Origin of the sequence: Micromonospora mangrovicola, assembly GCF_047200535.1 — a bacterium.
Classification (GTDB): Bacteria; Actinomycetota; Actinomycetes; order Mycobacteriales; family Micromonosporaceae; genus Micromonospora.
Genome location: NZ_JBJZOG010000038.1, coordinates 47,978 through 62,427 on the forward strand (window position 1 = coordinate 47,978; position 14,450 = coordinate 62,427).

Here is a 14,450-nt window from a genome sequence, read left to right on the forward strand (position 1 = left end):
GTGGGCCAGGCTCAACCCCAGAAAATGGCGGTCGGGTCGCGGTCCAACTCGTCGAGCAGCTTCCCGACATCGGGAGTCGGCGGCGTCAGGTCGTACCGGTGGAACCGGAGGTTACGGTCCCGGTAGTACAACGTCCAGGTGCCCGTCCGCTGCGTGTACCGCAGGCGCGCAACCGGCAGCCTGGTCCACTCCGGATTCTCCGCGGGACGCCACGGCGCGCGGCACTCGACGACGGTCAGGTGGCGCGGATCGACGTCGCATTCGATCCGCACCTGGTCCCGGACGCGCTCGGGCACGCGCCCCGCGCACCAGTCACGCACCCGCGCCACCTCTGCCTCTGGCAGTGCCATCAGGAGGCCACCACCGCGCTGCGGTGGGCGTTGACGACCCAGGCATCGGGCAGGGCGATCCACTCGTTGTCGCCCACCCGCACCACCGCGCCGTCCAGCTTGGGCAGCGTCCCCGGGTCCTCCATCGGGCAGAGCACCCACACGCCACCCGCGCCGGCCCGCGCCGCATCGGCCAACTCGTGGAGCCGCTCCATCGCCCGGTAACGAGCCAGCACCGCCGCGTCGTGCAGCAGCACCGGCCCCGCCTCGGCGCTCAGCTCGGCACGCAGCGCCGGCACGGCGAGCTGCCACGCCTGCTCCACGTACTCCCCCAACTTGATGGCGCCGCGGGAGCCCGGCTCGGCGATGTCGGCGCCCACCACGGTCTCCCAAGTGGGCTTCGGCTTCGCGTCGACCAGGCCGCGCAGCTCGCGCAGGAACACCGCCGCGACGCTGACCGGCCGGGCGTCGAACCGCCGGGCCAGCTCCTCGCGGGCCGGCGCGTAACGGTTGAGGCGTACCGTCAGCGCCCGGAACCCGCCCGCGGACCTGGCCCCGGTCAGCCGCTCCTCGGCCCGCATCGCCGCCGCCAGCTCCGGCGACTCGGCCGCCCACCGGCTCGGTGCGTCGGTGGCCGAGGGGCGACGCTGGATGATCGACATCGACGACGAGCCGGCCCGGGGCGGCGGCGGGAGGTAGTGGCCGCGATCCCAGCGCAGCTCGAAGCCCGCCTCGGCGAGCAGCCGATCCAGCTTCGGGTGCGGCGGCAGGGGCGCCAGCTCGGGGAAGCGCGCCGAGACCCGCTGCTGCACATGCTCCGGGCTGAGGGCACGCTGGTTGTCGGACGCCGGGGGCACCACGCCCGCCTGGGAGAGCCGCAGCGCCCGTACCGGCTCGAGGTCACGCGGGTAGAGCTCCAGCCGGGCGGTGGCGGCGGCGCGCTCCGACGCCACCGCGGCGAGCAGCACCCGCCGCCGCTCGTCGATCACGTCGGCCGCGCCGCCGGGCGCGGTCACCGTCGCGAGGGTACGCATGACCGTGGCCGCGCTGGGCAGCACCTCGCTGGCGGCGAGCCGGTCGGCGGCCTTGCCGAGCGCGTCGGCGTAGTCGAGCAGCGCCGGCGCGGCCGGGGTGTCCGGCGCATCGTCCTCGCCCGCCTCAAGGGCGACCAGGAGCCGGTCGCCGCCCGGGTGCGGCTTGCCGTCGATGTCGGCGCGGGCGTGCCGGCGCAGCAGGAGACGCGGCTCCTCCTCGAGAGCGTCGACCTCGACGGCGGCCCGCAGGGCGGCGACCGCGACGGCCAGCCTCAGGTCGTCGCCGGTGCGCACCGACCCGCGGCTGGTCAGCAGCGCCGTGGCCAGCTCGGCGGCGCCCATCACCCGCCCACCGTCGCGCAGCAGCTCGATGATCTGGGTACGCACACTGCCCACCACGGGCAGGTCGTGCCAGCGTTTGCGCTGCTTGCCGAGGATCTGGGCGATCCGGCCGGAGGTCACCCCGACGGTGGCGGCGACCAGCGGCTGCTGCGGCCAGAGCGGCAGCGCCGGCAGCGCGCCGGACTCGTCGGGCAGGTTCAGCAGCAGTCGGGTGGCCTCGACCTCGGCGGTGTTGCGGCCGTTCTTCGCCGGGACGAGCAGGGTCGCGATCGCGTCGAGGCCGACGCGTACCAGGTCGACCTCGCCGGCCCCGGCGGTGGTCTCGGTGGCCACCTCGGCGGTGGCCGCCTTACGGGCGGCGGCCGAGGTGGGGATGGTCTCCCGCTCCCCCAGCCGGTTGCGCCACTCCTTGACCCGGCGCTGCAGCTCCTTGCGGGTCTTGGCGCCGAGGCCGGGAAGCGTGGCGAACGTGTTGTTGCCGACCGCGAGCAGCTCGCCGACGGTGGTGGCGTCCACCCGGTGCGCGGCGGAGACCGCCCGCGGGGTGAGGCCGGCGGCCTCCAAGGCGGTGGCCCGGGTCGCCTTGGCGGCGGCCTCCTCGCGGGCCTGCTCGGCGGCCTTCTCGTCCGGCTCCTCGGCCTCGATCTCCGGGTGGTCGGAGCCGACCGGGGTGCTGGCGTCGGAGCGGCGGAACACCTGCTGCCAGGCGTCGCGCATGTCCTTGAGCGAGCCGAAGCGGCGCCGGTGGTCGCGGTGCAGCGCCTGGTGGAAGAACTCCACCAGCCCGTCGCGGACGGCCGGGTCGAACGCCTCGGCGGCCAGCACCGGAGGGCCCTCGGTGAGCTGCGGCTCGGTGCCGCCGTCGCCCCAGACCGGAAGCTCGCCGGAGGCCATCTCGTGCAAGGTGACGGCGAGGGCGTACCACTCTGCGTGCTTGTCGTAGACCTGCCGGGTGGCGGTGCCGAGGAACGGGTCCAGGTAGCGGGGGGTGCCGGCGACGAGTTCCTTGACCGAGACGCCGGCCAGGGAGAAGTCGAAGAGCACGAGCTGCCGGGTGCGGTTGGGGCGTACCCGGATCGCGATGTTGTCCGGCTTGATGTCCCGGTGGTAGACGCCCTCGCCCTCCAGGTAGTCGAGGGCGCCGAACAGGTAGTCGCTGTAGGTCTCCAGCTCGTCGACCGTGAGCCGGCCGTCGTCGCGCAGTTTGCGGGCAAGGGTCAGCTCACCGGCGTGTTCGAGAACGATCACCGTACGGTTGGCGATCTGCAGCGGCTCCGGCCGGGCGAGCCGGATCACGCGGGAGTCGGTGAGCGGCCGGAGCACCCGGGCCTCGTGGGCGAGCCGGGCGGCCTTCTCGTCGGAGAGGCCGACCTTGAGCACCTCGTCGCGGCCGGTGCGCTCGTTGCGGGCGAGGAACGCCCGGCAGGTCGACCCGGTGCCCAGCCGCTTCGTGATCTTCCACTCGGCGACCCGGTCGCCGCCCCGGGCTTCGAGCGGGTCGCTCTCCTCCGGCTCGGGCTCGTCGGGGTGCACGGAGGCGGGCGGCGGCGCGGTCAGCTCGTTCTCGACCTCTTCGAGCATCTCGACGAAGTCGGCGACGGTGGTGAGGCGCTGCGCGGGCACCGGGGCGGTGGCCGCCTGGATCAGCTCGTCGGCGAACTCGCTGATCCCGTCGGTCACCGACGAGGGCCGCAGGCCGTTGTCCCGGGCGATCCGCGCCAGCAGCTCCTGACGCTTCGCCGCCGGCGGCTGGCCGGTGAGGATCAGGTACGCCAGGGCGCCCAGCCCGAACACGTCCATGGCGACCGGGTCCGGCCGTGGCGTGGTCAACTCCGGCGCGAGGTACGCCTCGGCGGAGAGTTCGATGTGCGAGGCGGCGTGCGAGGAGAGGGTGACCGGGTCCCCGCTGCTCCCGCCGGCCGAGTCCGCCGCCCGGGTGGCGGCCTGCCAGTCGCTGATCTGCAACTGCGGGACCAGCCAGGCCTCGTCCTCGCTGCCCCCGCGCCGCTTCGGCCCGGGCGTGACCAGCACGCTGCGGGCGGAGAGGGCGCGGTGGTGCAGGCGACGCCGGTGGGCGTACGCGACGGCCTCCGCGAGTTGCCGGATCATCGCCAGCCGGCTCAGCGGGTCGAGCCGCTCGCCGTACTGGGCGATGTAGTGGTCCAGCCGTAGGGTGCGCGGGTCGTGGCGGAAGATCAGCGCCGGCCCCGCCTCGTGGGACTCCATGGAGTCGACCCGCACGATGCCCGGGTGGTTGATGCCGTGCAGCACCGTCATCTCGCGCTTGGCGGCGCGCTCGATGCTCGCCCGCTCCGCCTGCACGGCGTTCCGCTCGACCAGGTAGATGCGGATCCGGCGGTGTTCGCGTTCCAGGTCCCGGTGACGGGCGTGGTGGTCCTGCCAGGTGGGGCCGAGGTCGAACGGCCGGGTCTCCAGCTGCCAAGAGCCGACCTGGTAGTGCTTGCGGCTGCGCGCAATACCGACGGCGTTGAGCAGGTCGGGCAGCGCGGCGGACATCTCCTTGGTGACCCGCTGCCGCTCGTCCTGCGGCGGCCGCTGCAACAGCGAGGTGATGGTGGGCAGCGGGCCGGGCTGGTGTCCGGGCGCCGGCTCGGGGCCGTAGACGCCGTGCAGGTGGTGGTCGGAGAGTTCGACCCGCAAGCCCGGCTTGGACAGGAACACCGCCGCCTGCACGAACGGCACCCTGATCGGGGCACCCCTGCGCTGGCTGGCCGCGACCTGGAGCAGGGACTTGAGCTTCTTGGCCTTCATGTCCGCCAGATGCAGCGGGTTGTCGAAGGTCCGGGTGTTGCTCTGGTTGGAGAGGATCCAGTTGGAGCCGCTGGAGGCAAGCCGGCCGTTCAGGCTCTTGATTTCGATCAGGTAGAGCCCGCTCGGGGTCGCCACCAGCAGGTCCACCTCATAGGGGTGGCCGGTCTGGGCGGTGAAGGTGAAGTTCGACCAGGCCCGGAAGGGCTCGCTGTCCGGCAGCAACGCCTGGACGTGCGCGAGCGCCTCCCGCTCGTGCGTGAACTGCGACGGGGTGATCGTCGTCCACCGGCCTTCCTGCATGACGGAGATCCTAGGCCCACTCCGCTCCCTCTCCCTTGCCCACCGAGCCGAGCCGCGATCCTGGCCCGCCGCCCGCGCGGCTGCCGCCCATCACCGTGCCGCCTTGTTAGCGTGGGACGACGATTCGCCATCGGCCCGCCGCGGCGACTCGGCACACCCCTCACCCGACCACCCTGGGTGGCGCGACGCACCCCGGGCGGGAAGGCCGCTGCCAGGAAGGGGTGCGATGACCGGGACGTCCGACGACGGCACCCGAGGCGGCGGGACGGACGACACCCGCGGGCCGGCGGGCTTCGACGGGTCCGCGGCATCGCGACCGGGGCCGCCGGATGCCCGGTCGACCGACGGCTGGCAGCGGCGCTGGCGGGACCGCGCGGCGAGGCTGCGGGAGCAGGGACGGGACCGGGCGCAGGAGTGGTGGCCGAAGATCCGACCGCTGCTGGCGCAGTTCCGCTGGTCGGACGAGCCGCCCCCCACCGTCATGATCGTCGACCGGCGGATCCCCCCGGCGCTGATGGTGCCGGCGCAGGGCCAGGTGTACGGCTTCGTCGTGCGGGCCACCTTCACCTGGTGCTCCGACTCGGCGCGACCGGAGCTGTTCGGCTGGTACGTCGACTACTTCCAGCCGCAGGCCGTCCAGCGACTGCAGCGCATCGCCGCCCGGTGTGCCCGGGAGGTCCCGCCGCACCGCCCGCGCGAGGTGGAGATCGCCCTGTACGAGGCGCTGACCGGCGACGACGCCCTCCCGTGGCGCTACGAGCGCGGCGAGGTCACGTTCAGCTGCGAGGCGGACGTGTCCGTGCACCTCGACCAGCGGGTCCGCCGGCTGCTCCAGCCGTACTGGGACCAGCGCATCGCCCTGGAGTGCGAGCGCGACCTGGACCGGCGGCGGGCCGAGTACGAGCAGGAGCGGGGCCAGCGCGAACCGGCGGAGCCGACCGGGCAGGACGCGCCGCCGGCGTCCGGGATGCCGGAGGCGCTGCGGGAAGAGCATCCGCCGCAGCAGCGGAAGGCCGACCCGGCCGACCCGCCCAGCCCGACCACCGAACAGCACCGCCGGCAGCCCCGGCCGGACTCCCCGGTGGAGCAGTTCACCCCGCTCGAACCGTTGCTGCCGTCGCCCGGCGAGCAGCCGCCGCGGCCCGCGGCCGGGCCGCGGCCGGCGTCGGCGCAGCCGGGCGATACTTCCCCGACGTCGGGCGACCCGGAGCACCCCGGGCCGCCCGGCGCCTGAGCCGGCGGCTCAGCAGCTGTTCTTGCTGGTCTGGTTGCGCTTGAGGTAGTCGGACCAGGTCACGCCCTGGACGACCGCGACGACCACGCTGCCGTCGTGGATCTGCTCGTAGTGCAGGTGCGGGCTGAGGTCGTACTTGGCCGAGGAGGCGCCGACCTTGCCGATGACGGTGCCCAGCTTCACCGTGTCACCCTTGGCGACGAGGCGCTCGCTGAGGTGGGCGTAGCGGGTGCGCCAGCCGTCGCCGTGCCCGATGACGACTGTGTTGCCGTACCCGGTGGTCGTCGAGTAGTACGACTCCAGCACCGTGCCGCCGGCGCTGGCGAGCACCCGGCGACCGAGGTCGTCGGGGTTACCGTTCGCGTCGTAGTGATTCCAGTCGATGGAGTGGGCCGGGCTGTGGCCGTTCCAGTTGTTGCCCTGCCACGTCTGGCCGCACAGGAACGGCATCTTGAACGCCGGCCGGGCGGCCTGCGCGGGTTGCGCCCCGAGCAGCGTGGCGGCCACGACCGTCACGGTGGCCAGCGCCAGGAAGCGCCAGCGCGCCCCGGTGAGCAATGCGGACATCGATCCCCCTGTAGAAGTTCAACGATGGACACCGATGCTATGGGCGGAGACCCGTCGTGGTAAATAGTTACCGGCTTGAGTGCCTGACGGAAGCTTTCCTACCCCCGGCACCGCGCCGGCCGGTCGCGTCGCGACCCGTACGGCAGAATCGGCGGGCGATGGAGACGGCGAGGACCCTCACCGCGCTCGCCGACCTGGCCCCGGCCGGCGCCGAGCAGACCTTCGACGTGTCCGGGTCCGGCCGCCCGCTGGTCTGGCTGCCCGAACCCGACCGGGGGCCGCGCAGCGCCCGGCTGGACCGCCTCGCGGCGCTGGACGCGCTGCACCGCGACGAGCGGATCCTGCGCCGGGGCCTGGCCTTCGTGGTGGGCGGAGCCGACCTGGACGGCGGCCGGCGACGGGTCCGGCTGCCGCTGCTGGCCCAGCCGGTACGGCTGGAGCGCACCCGCCGCGGCTACCGGGTCGTGCCGGCCGGCGACCTCGAACTGACCCCGTTGATCGAGGACCGGGAACTCGCCGCCCGGCTGGAGGCCGCGCCGGGGCTGGCCGGGCCGGGCTGGCTCGCCGCGCCCGGCACCACCGCCTGGATCACCGCCGCCGCCGAGGCCGCCGGCCTCAAGCCGGAGGCGGTGGTCGCGCGCCCACCCCGGACCGTCGACGACGGCGCCCTCACCGGGGTCGCCGCCGCCGCGCTCTTCGCCACCCGCGACGTGCTCGCCGGCGGCCTGCGCAACACCCTGCTCAGCTGGGCCACCCGGCCCGGACTGGTGGACACGGCGCTGCGCCGGCTCTACGTCGGTGACGGCGTCGCCGGGACCCCGCCGGACGAGGACGAGGTGCTCTCGCCGCTGCCGCTGACCGCGGCGCAGCGGGAGGTGGTCCGGCGGACCAGAAACGAGCCGGTCGTGGTGGTCTCCGGCGCGCCTGGCAACGGCAAGAGCCACGCCCTGGTCGCCGCCGCGCTGGACACGGTGGACCGGGGTGGCTCCGTGCTGGTGGCCACCCAGTCGGTGCACGCCGCCGACGTGCTGGGTGAGCTGCTGCGCCGCCACCCCGGTCCGACGCCGGTGCTGTTCGGGGACGCCGAGCGCCGCGAGGCGATCGCCACCGACCTGGCCGGCGGCGCGTCGGCGGGCGCGGGCGACGCGACGCTGCGGGAGGATGCCGCGGCCGTGGCGGCCGCCCGGGACCGGATGGCCGCCGTACTGGCCGGTCTGGTCGCCGCCCTCGACGAGGAACGGCTGGCCGCCGCGCTGCCCGGTTGGCAGCCGTTGCTGCCCGCCCTGTCCCGGGAGGTGCCGGGGGTGTTCGACCCCGACACCGACCTGGCCGAGGTCCGGGCCACGCTGACCGAGGCGACCCGGCCCGGCGACGGCTGGTGGCGGCGCCGGCGACGGGCGCAGGCCGGGCGGCGGCTGCGGCGGCTGGCCGGCGGTGGCGGGGACGTGCCGGTGGACCGGTTGCGGGCCGCGCTGGAGGCGGCGACCGCGGTCCGCGCGGCGGCCCGGCTCGCCGCCGCCGGCGGCACCGACCTGGCACCGGCCTGGGGCAGGCTGGCCGAGGCGGACGCCGCCCTGGCCGGGGCCGTCGGCGCGGCGATGCGGCACCGGGCGACCAGCGCCCGGCGGTGGACCGACGCGGCGCGGCGCGCCACCAGCGGTCTCGGCGCGGCGCTGCGGGCCGGCCGCAACCGCCGCCGCGAGCTGCTCGCCGGCCTCGATGCCGAGGCGCTGGTCCGGGCGCTGCCGCTGTGGGTGGGCACGGTCGCCGACGTCGAGGACCTGCTGCCGCCGGTGGCCGGGATGTTCGACCTGGTGGTGCTCGACGAGGCGGCGCACATCGACCAGCTCCGGGCCGCGCCGGTGCTGGCCCGGGCGCGCCGCGCGCTGGTCGCCGGCGACCCCCGGCAGCTGCGGTTCGTGTCGTTCGTGTCCGACGTCGACATCGACGCCACGCTGCGCCGGCACGGCCTGGAGCGGTACGGCGACCGGCTCGACGTGCGCCGTTCCAGCGCCTTCGACGTGGCGGCCGGCGCCGCCCCGGTGAGCTGGCTGGGCGAGCACCACCGCTCCGTCCCGCATCTGATCCAGTTCTCCGCCCGCCGGTTCTACGGGGACCGGCTGGAACTGGTCACCCGGCATCCGCGCAACGAGCGCGCCGACGTCATCGACGTGCTGACCGTCGCCGACGCGACGGTCACCGACGGCGTCAACCAGGCCGAGGTGGCCGCCACGCTCGACCTGGTCCGGCGGCTGGCGGCCGAACCGCCGCCGGGCGGGATCGCGGTGGTCAGCCCGTTCCGGGCGCAGGCGGACGCCCTGGAGGCCGCGCTGCTGGCCGCCTTCGACGTCGACGAGATCGAACGCCTCGGGCTGCGCTCGGGCACCGTGCACGCGTTCCAGGGCAGCGAGGCGGACATCGTGCTCGCCTCGCTCGGACTGGTCGACGCCGACCCGCCGGCCCGGCACCGGTTCGTGGCCGACCCGAACCTGTTCAACGTGCTGGTCACCCGGGCCCGCAGCCGGCTGACCGTGGTCACCTCCCTGCGCGCGGCCGAAGGGCTGGTGGGCGACTACCTGGCGTACGCGGGACGACCGCCGGCGGCGCCGGCGGCGGCGCCGGTGACGGGCTGGACCGCCGGCCTGGCCGAGGAGCTGCGCCGGTTGGGGCTGGCGGTGCGGCCCGGCTACCCGGTGGGCCGCTGGCGGGTCGACCTCTGCGTGGGTGCGGACGCGGACGCCGTCGGCGTGCTCTGCGCGGTGCACCCGGACGGGCCGGCGGCGCACGTGGAGCGGCAGCGGACCCTGATCCGGGCGGGGTGGCGGCTGCACGACGTGTTCGCCAGCCGCTGGGCGGACGACCCGATCCGGGCGGCCCTCGACCTGGCGTCCCGGCTCGGCCGCGGGTGACGGCCGGCCGGGCGCCGGTCAGGGCTGCGGCACCTGCTCCGGCTGGGTTCGGCGACCGCACAGGAACGCGGCCAGTCCCGAGCCGTCCTCGGTGGCCAGGAACGCCCCGCGGGCGTTGAGCAGCGTCTCATCGGCGTGCGCGAGGCAGCCCCACACGGTGTCGCCCCAGGAGTCGGCGAGCTTGACCTCGGCCGGGTCCGGGCAGGTGTCGCCGCGCGGTCCGCCGATCTGGCAGCGGGCGGGCGCGCCGCCGGACCGCCGGACGGTCCGGGCGGCCTCGCGGATCAGCGAGAACCGGGCCTCCTTGTCGGCGTCCGGATCCCGGGTCTGCTCGGGTACGGCCCGGCGCTGGCCGAACACGACCACGTTGCCGTCGGGGTCGGTGGTGCGGCACTCGCCGCCGGGGGCGTGCTCGGGGCGGCCGGCCCGTTCGACGGTGTGCCCGGCGTCGGTCAGCCGCGCCATCGTGGCGGCGAGGTCGTCGACGTAGAGGTAGATGAGCAGGGGCAGTTCGACGGTGACCAGGCGGGGCTGCACCTCCGCCAGCAGCAGGGTCAGCTCTCCGCACTGCAGGTAGGACCAGCGGGACGTGCCGTCGCCACCGGTGCGCACCTCGGAGTAACCGAAGGCCTCGTAGAACCGCCGCGCGTCAGCCGCGTCGGAGACGTACAGCACCGGCACCTGGGCCTGCACTCCGTTATGCACCGCGCCACTCTACCCACGGAGGACGTACAACTCACGTCTTGGCGATCGGGTCTGTTTTCGGTACAAGCAGGCTCGCCCCGTCGACTAGCCTCACCCGGCATGACCGTGACCTCCCCGGTACGCACCCGCCTCACCGACGGGCGGCTGCACGCCTACGACCTGACCAGCTCCACCGCGACCGGACGCCTCACCCCCGACGCCGTCTTCGACCTCGGCGGCGCGGCCGACCGGATCGAGGGCTGGGCGGTGACCCGCGACCTGCGCCGACTGGTGTACGCGACGATCGACGACGTGCGGTGCGTCGACCGGGACGGCCGGACGATCTGGCGGGTCGACTTCGGCCCCCGGCCGGCGCAGAAGCTCGTCAACGCCGGCGTCTCCTGCGCGTTCTCCGCGGACGAGCGGCTGGTCTGGGTCTACCGCCCGGACGGGATGACGCTGCGCGGCGACCGGCTGGACCGCTGGCTGGTGCTCGACGCGGCCACCGGCGAGGTACGGGCCGAGACCGGGCTGCCGAGCGTCGGCCACGGCAGCGAGCACTTCGTCGAGCCGGACGGCGTGCACCTGCTGCTCGACGTCGGCGAGGGGCAGGACGGCTCGCGGGCGTTTCGGGGGCGCCTGACGGAGACCGGCATCGACCTGAGCGAGCTGTGGGACGGCGACCGCAGCGTGATCGGCTTCGCACCCGACGGGCGGCAGCTGATGACCGTGCACCACGAGCAGGAGGACGCCGCCTTCCACACCTGGCCGGGCGGCGACGTGGCGGTCCGGGTCCCGCTGGGCGCCTTCGGCCACGAGTGGGGCGACGCGCTCGTCGAGTGGGCCGGCGGCTACCTCGACGGGGACACCGCGGTCGTCGTGATCGTCGGCGAGGACGAGGAGACCGAGCAGGAGTGGCACCGGCACCACCTGGTCGACGTCCGCACCGGCGCGCTGCGGGGCGCCCTCGACGTCGCCACCCGGCACGCGTACGACCTGGAGCCGCTCGGCGACGGGAGCTGGCTGCGGACCGACGACGACGGCGAGTTCCGGCGCGACCGCCCGGAGGCCGCCTGACCAGCCGGCCGACGCCCGCCCGCGCTCAGGCGGCGAGCGACGCGTACCGGCCGTCGCGGTCGAGCAGGCTCTGGTGGGTGCCGGACTCGACGATCCGGCCGTGATCCAGCACCGCGATCTGGTCGGCGTCGCGGACGGTGGAGAGCCGGTGCGCGATGGTCACCACGGTCCGGCCCCGGGCCAGCTCGTCGAAGGCGCGCTGCACCGCGCGCTCGGTCTCGGTGTCCAGCGCGCTGGTCGCCTCGTCCAGCACCAGGATCCGCGGGTCGCGCAGCAGCGTACGGGCGATGGCCAGCCGCTGCTTCTCGCCGCCGGAGAAGCGGTGGCCGCGGGAGCCCACCGTCGTGTCGTACCCGTCGGGCAGCGCGGCGATCAGGTCGTGGATCTGCGCGGCGCGGGCGGCGGCCTCGATCTCGGCGTCGGTGGCGGCCGGCCGCGCGTACCGGAGGTTCTCCCGCACGCTGGCGTGCAGCAGGTAGGTCTCCTGGCTCACCACGCCCACGACGGCGGCGAGGTCGGTCAGGCGCAGGTCGCGCAGGTCGATGCCGTCGACGGTGATCCGGCCCGCGTCGGGGTCGTGCAGCCGGCTGATCAGGGCGGCGAGCGTGGTCTTGCCGGAGCCGGTCTCCCCGACCAGGGCCAGGCTGGTGCCGGCCGGGACGTCCAGGCTGACGCCGGCCACCGCGGTGGTGTCGCTGCCCGGGTAGCTGAAGGTGACGTCGGAGAAGCGCAGGTGGCCGCGGATCCGCGTCGGGTCGACGGTCACCGGCCGCACCGGGTCGGCCACCTCGACGGGCAGGTCGAGGTACTCGAAGATCCGGGCGAACAGCGCCAGCGAGGCGGTCAGCGACACGCCCACGTTGAGGAGACCCATGAGCGGCCGGAACAGGCTGCCCTGCAGGGCGGTGAAGGCGACCAGGGTGCCGATGGTGAGCGTGCCGGCGGTGCCGGGCAGGCCGGCGCCGAGGTAGATCACGGCGGGAATGGCGGCGAAGATCACCGTCATCGAGGCCATCCGCCAACGGCCGGCCAGCTCGGAGCGCAGCTCCAGATCGACCAGGCGGGCCGAGGAGGCGGTGAACCGGTCGACCAGCGTGGCCCCGGCGCCCAGGGTCTTGGCGAGCTGCACGCCGCTGACCGACAGCCCCTCCTCGATGGTGACGTTGAGGTCGGCCAGCTCCCGTTGGCGCCGGGCGGTGATCTCCCGGCGCAGCCGGGCGACCCGGCGGGTCAGCCAGATGGCCGGTGGCAGCACGACCACCGACACGAGGGAGAGCCGCCAGCTCAGCGCCACCATGGCGATGGCCGTGGCGACGACGGTGGTGAGGTTGGCGGCGATCGAGGTGGCGGTGGAGGTGACCACCGTCTGCATGCCGCCGATGTCGTTGGTGATCCGCGACTGCACCTCGCCGGTGCGGGTGCGGACGAAGAAGCCGATCGACTGGCGCTGGAGGTGGGTGAAGACGTCGGTGCGCAGCCGGTGCATCACCTCCTGCCCCACCCGGGTGGAGATCCAGGTCTGGACCACACCGAGCACGGCGGTGACCGCGGCCACGCCCACCATGCCGGCGACCAGCCAGGCGAGCAGCGTCAGGTCGCGCTCCGGCAGGGCCCGGTCGATCACGCTGCGCAGCAGGAACGGCGAGGCCATCGCGAGCACCGACGACGCCACGATGATCGCCACCACCACGGCGAGCTGGCCGCGGTGGGCGGTGAAGAGGCCGCCGACCCGGCGCAGCGGGACCCGGCGGGCCTGCGCCTTCTCGGCGGCGGTGACGGTGGTGCGGCCGCCTCCGCGGCCGTCTCGGGATCCGTCCAAGGGGTGCCTCTCTCGTCGGGGATATTGCTGAGGTTGCCTCATCATGAGGTAGCAACAGCAAGTGCTGCTACCGTATTCCGGTGACCGACAGCGACGAGGAGAGCCTGGCCGAGGTCTTCTGGGCGGTGGCCCGGCGGCTGCGCCACCAGTCGAAGCGCACCCTCGAACCGTGGGAGATCAACCCGGGGCACGCCCGGGCACTGGCGGTGCTGATGCGGCACGGTCCGCTGCGGCTCAGCGCGCTCGCCGAGCACCTGCGCATCGCGCCCCGCTCGGCCACCGAGGTGGTCGACGGCCTCGAGGAGCGGGGGCTGATCGCCCGCCGGCCCGATCCCGCCGACCGGCGCGCCGTCCTGGTCGCGCTCACCGACGAGGGCGGCCGGCTCGGCGAGGCGATCCGGGCGGCCCGGGCCGCCGAGGCGGAGCGCTTCTTCGGCAGCCTCGACCCGGAGGAACAGGCCGAACTCGGCCGGATCCTGCGTCGCCTGCGCGACGACTGACCGGAGCGGCGCCGGGCTACCGGAGGCCGGCGGCGATGGCGTCGACCAGCAGCGCGCCGAGGGTCCGGGCCATGGTGGCCCGGGCGGCCTCGACGTCGAGCCCCATCGCGTCGCGCATCATCGCCCAGGCGGCCCAGGTGCTGGCCACGGTCAGGGCGTCCAGCAGCTGCCCGCGCCCCTCCCCCGCGTGGGCCAGCTCGTGGTCGAAGACCAGCTCGATCTCCCGGCGGACCCGGTCGATCGCCAGCTCGCGGTTGCGGCGGAGCTGCCGGGAGAAGGGCTCCCGCAGCGCCGAGGCGCGCGCCGACGGCCCCAGCGCCTCCAGCATCCGCGCCCGCTGGTCGCTAAACTCCGCGATCCGGCGGGTGAGCGGCAGCTCGGCCGGGATCGGCCGCCACAGCGCGCCCAGCCGCTCGCCGATCCGCTGCCCGGTCGCCGCGAACAGGGTCTCCATGTCCTTGAAGTTGGTCCACAAGGTACGCAGCGAGACCCCCGCGCGTTCGGCGATGCGCTCCCCGGTGGGCCGGAGGTCACCCTCGTCAATCAGCGCCAGGTGCGCCGCGACGATGGCCGCCCGGGTCCGCTCGGCCCGAGCCGCCCGGCCGTCCACCCGTGCCGGCACGTCGGTGTCCACCTCGATCATGCGATGGCCCCCTGCGATGCTGCCGGAAAACTGCAGCGGGAGTGTATCGATCGCCGGGCTGCCGGTCGGGCCCGAGCCGACCGGCCCGGCGCCGCCGGTGCGACCCGCCGGAAGCGTGCCCGCCGGCGGGTCCGGGCGGGACGCCGGGTGGGGGGGCGGGGGGGGGTGATCCGGGAGGGGGGGGCGGATGGGGTGGAGGGGGGGGCGGGGGCGTGGGGAGAGGGGTGGCCGGGAGGGCGC

10 protein-coding genes are annotated in these 14,450 nt (G+C 74.9%); 4 read left to right on the forward strand and 6 right to left on the reverse strand.

The features are described 5' to 3' along the window. Positions 1-11: 11 nt before the first annotated feature. Positions 12-350, reverse strand: coding sequence for a DUF3024 domain-containing protein (locus tag ACL02O_RS17355; protein WP_412819121.1), 339 nt, complete (start codon positions 348-350; stop codon positions 12-14). Next, complete coding sequence (pglW, locus tag ACL02O_RS17360; RefSeq protein WP_412819122.1) at positions 350-4,777, reverse strand: BREX system serine/threonine kinase PglW; 4,428 nt, start codon at positions 4,775-4,777, stop codon at positions 350-352. Before pglW ends, ACL02O_RS17355 begins: the two co-directional genes overlap by 1 nt. Before the next feature lie 226 nt (positions 4,778-5,003). On the opposite strand from pglW, the gene ACL02O_RS17365 reads away from it, so the two are divergent. Next, positions 5,004-6,011 carry a hypothetical protein gene (locus ACL02O_RS17365; protein ID WP_412819123.1) on the forward strand — a complete coding sequence of 336 codons (1,008 nt, stop codon included), beginning with the start codon at positions 5,004-5,006 and terminating at the stop codon, positions 6,009-6,011. Positions 6,012-6,020: 9 nt separating this feature from the next. On the opposite strand, the gene ACL02O_RS17370 is transcribed toward ACL02O_RS17365, so the two are convergent. Then, entirely contained in the window at positions 6,021-6,578 is a 558-nt protein-coding gene (locus ACL02O_RS17370; RefSeq protein WP_412819124.1) for a M23 family metallopeptidase, read from the reverse strand. Between the two features lie 158 nt (positions 6,579-6,736). On the opposite strand from ACL02O_RS17370, the gene ACL02O_RS17375 reads away from it, so the two are divergent. After that, complete coding sequence (locus tag ACL02O_RS17375) at positions 6,737-9,487, forward strand: AAA domain-containing protein (RefSeq protein WP_412819125.1); 2,751 nt, start codon at positions 6,737-6,739, stop codon at positions 9,485-9,487. An 18-nt stretch (positions 9,488-9,505) separates the two neighbouring features. On the opposite strand, the gene ACL02O_RS17380 is transcribed toward ACL02O_RS17375, so the two are convergent. After that, positions 9,506-10,192 carry a VOC family protein gene (locus ACL02O_RS17380; protein WP_412819126.1) on the reverse strand — a complete coding sequence of 229 codons (687 nt, stop codon included), beginning with the start codon at positions 10,190-10,192 and terminating at the stop codon, positions 9,506-9,508. 99 nt (positions 10,193-10,291) lie between these two features. Between ACL02O_RS17380 and ACL02O_RS17385 the strand changes: the two genes are divergently transcribed. Beyond that, entirely contained in the window at positions 10,292-11,248 is a 957-nt protein-coding gene (locus ACL02O_RS17385) for a hypothetical protein (RefSeq protein ID WP_412819127.1), read from the forward strand. 25 nt (positions 11,249-11,273) lie between these two features. On the opposite strand, the gene ACL02O_RS17390 is transcribed toward ACL02O_RS17385, so the two are convergent. Continuing rightward, complete coding sequence (locus tag ACL02O_RS17390) at positions 11,274-13,067, reverse strand: ABC transporter ATP-binding protein (protein WP_412819128.1); 1,794 nt, start codon at positions 13,065-13,067, stop codon at positions 11,274-11,276. An 80-nt stretch (positions 13,068-13,147) separates the two neighbouring features. On the opposite strand from ACL02O_RS17390, the gene ACL02O_RS17395 reads away from it, so the two are divergent. Then, entirely contained in the window at positions 13,148-13,567 is a 420-nt protein-coding gene (locus ACL02O_RS17395; RefSeq protein WP_412819129.1) for a MarR family winged helix-turn-helix transcriptional regulator, read from the forward strand. A 16-nt stretch (positions 13,568-13,583) separates the two neighbouring features. Here ACL02O_RS17395 and ACL02O_RS17400 read toward each other — a convergent pair whose 3' ends face one another. Next, positions 13,584-14,210 carry a TetR/AcrR family transcriptional regulator gene (locus tag ACL02O_RS17400; protein WP_412819130.1) on the reverse strand — a complete coding sequence of 209 codons (627 nt, stop codon included), beginning with the start codon at positions 14,208-14,210 and terminating at the stop codon, positions 13,584-13,586. Between the last annotated feature and the right edge of the window lie 240 nt (positions 14,211-14,450).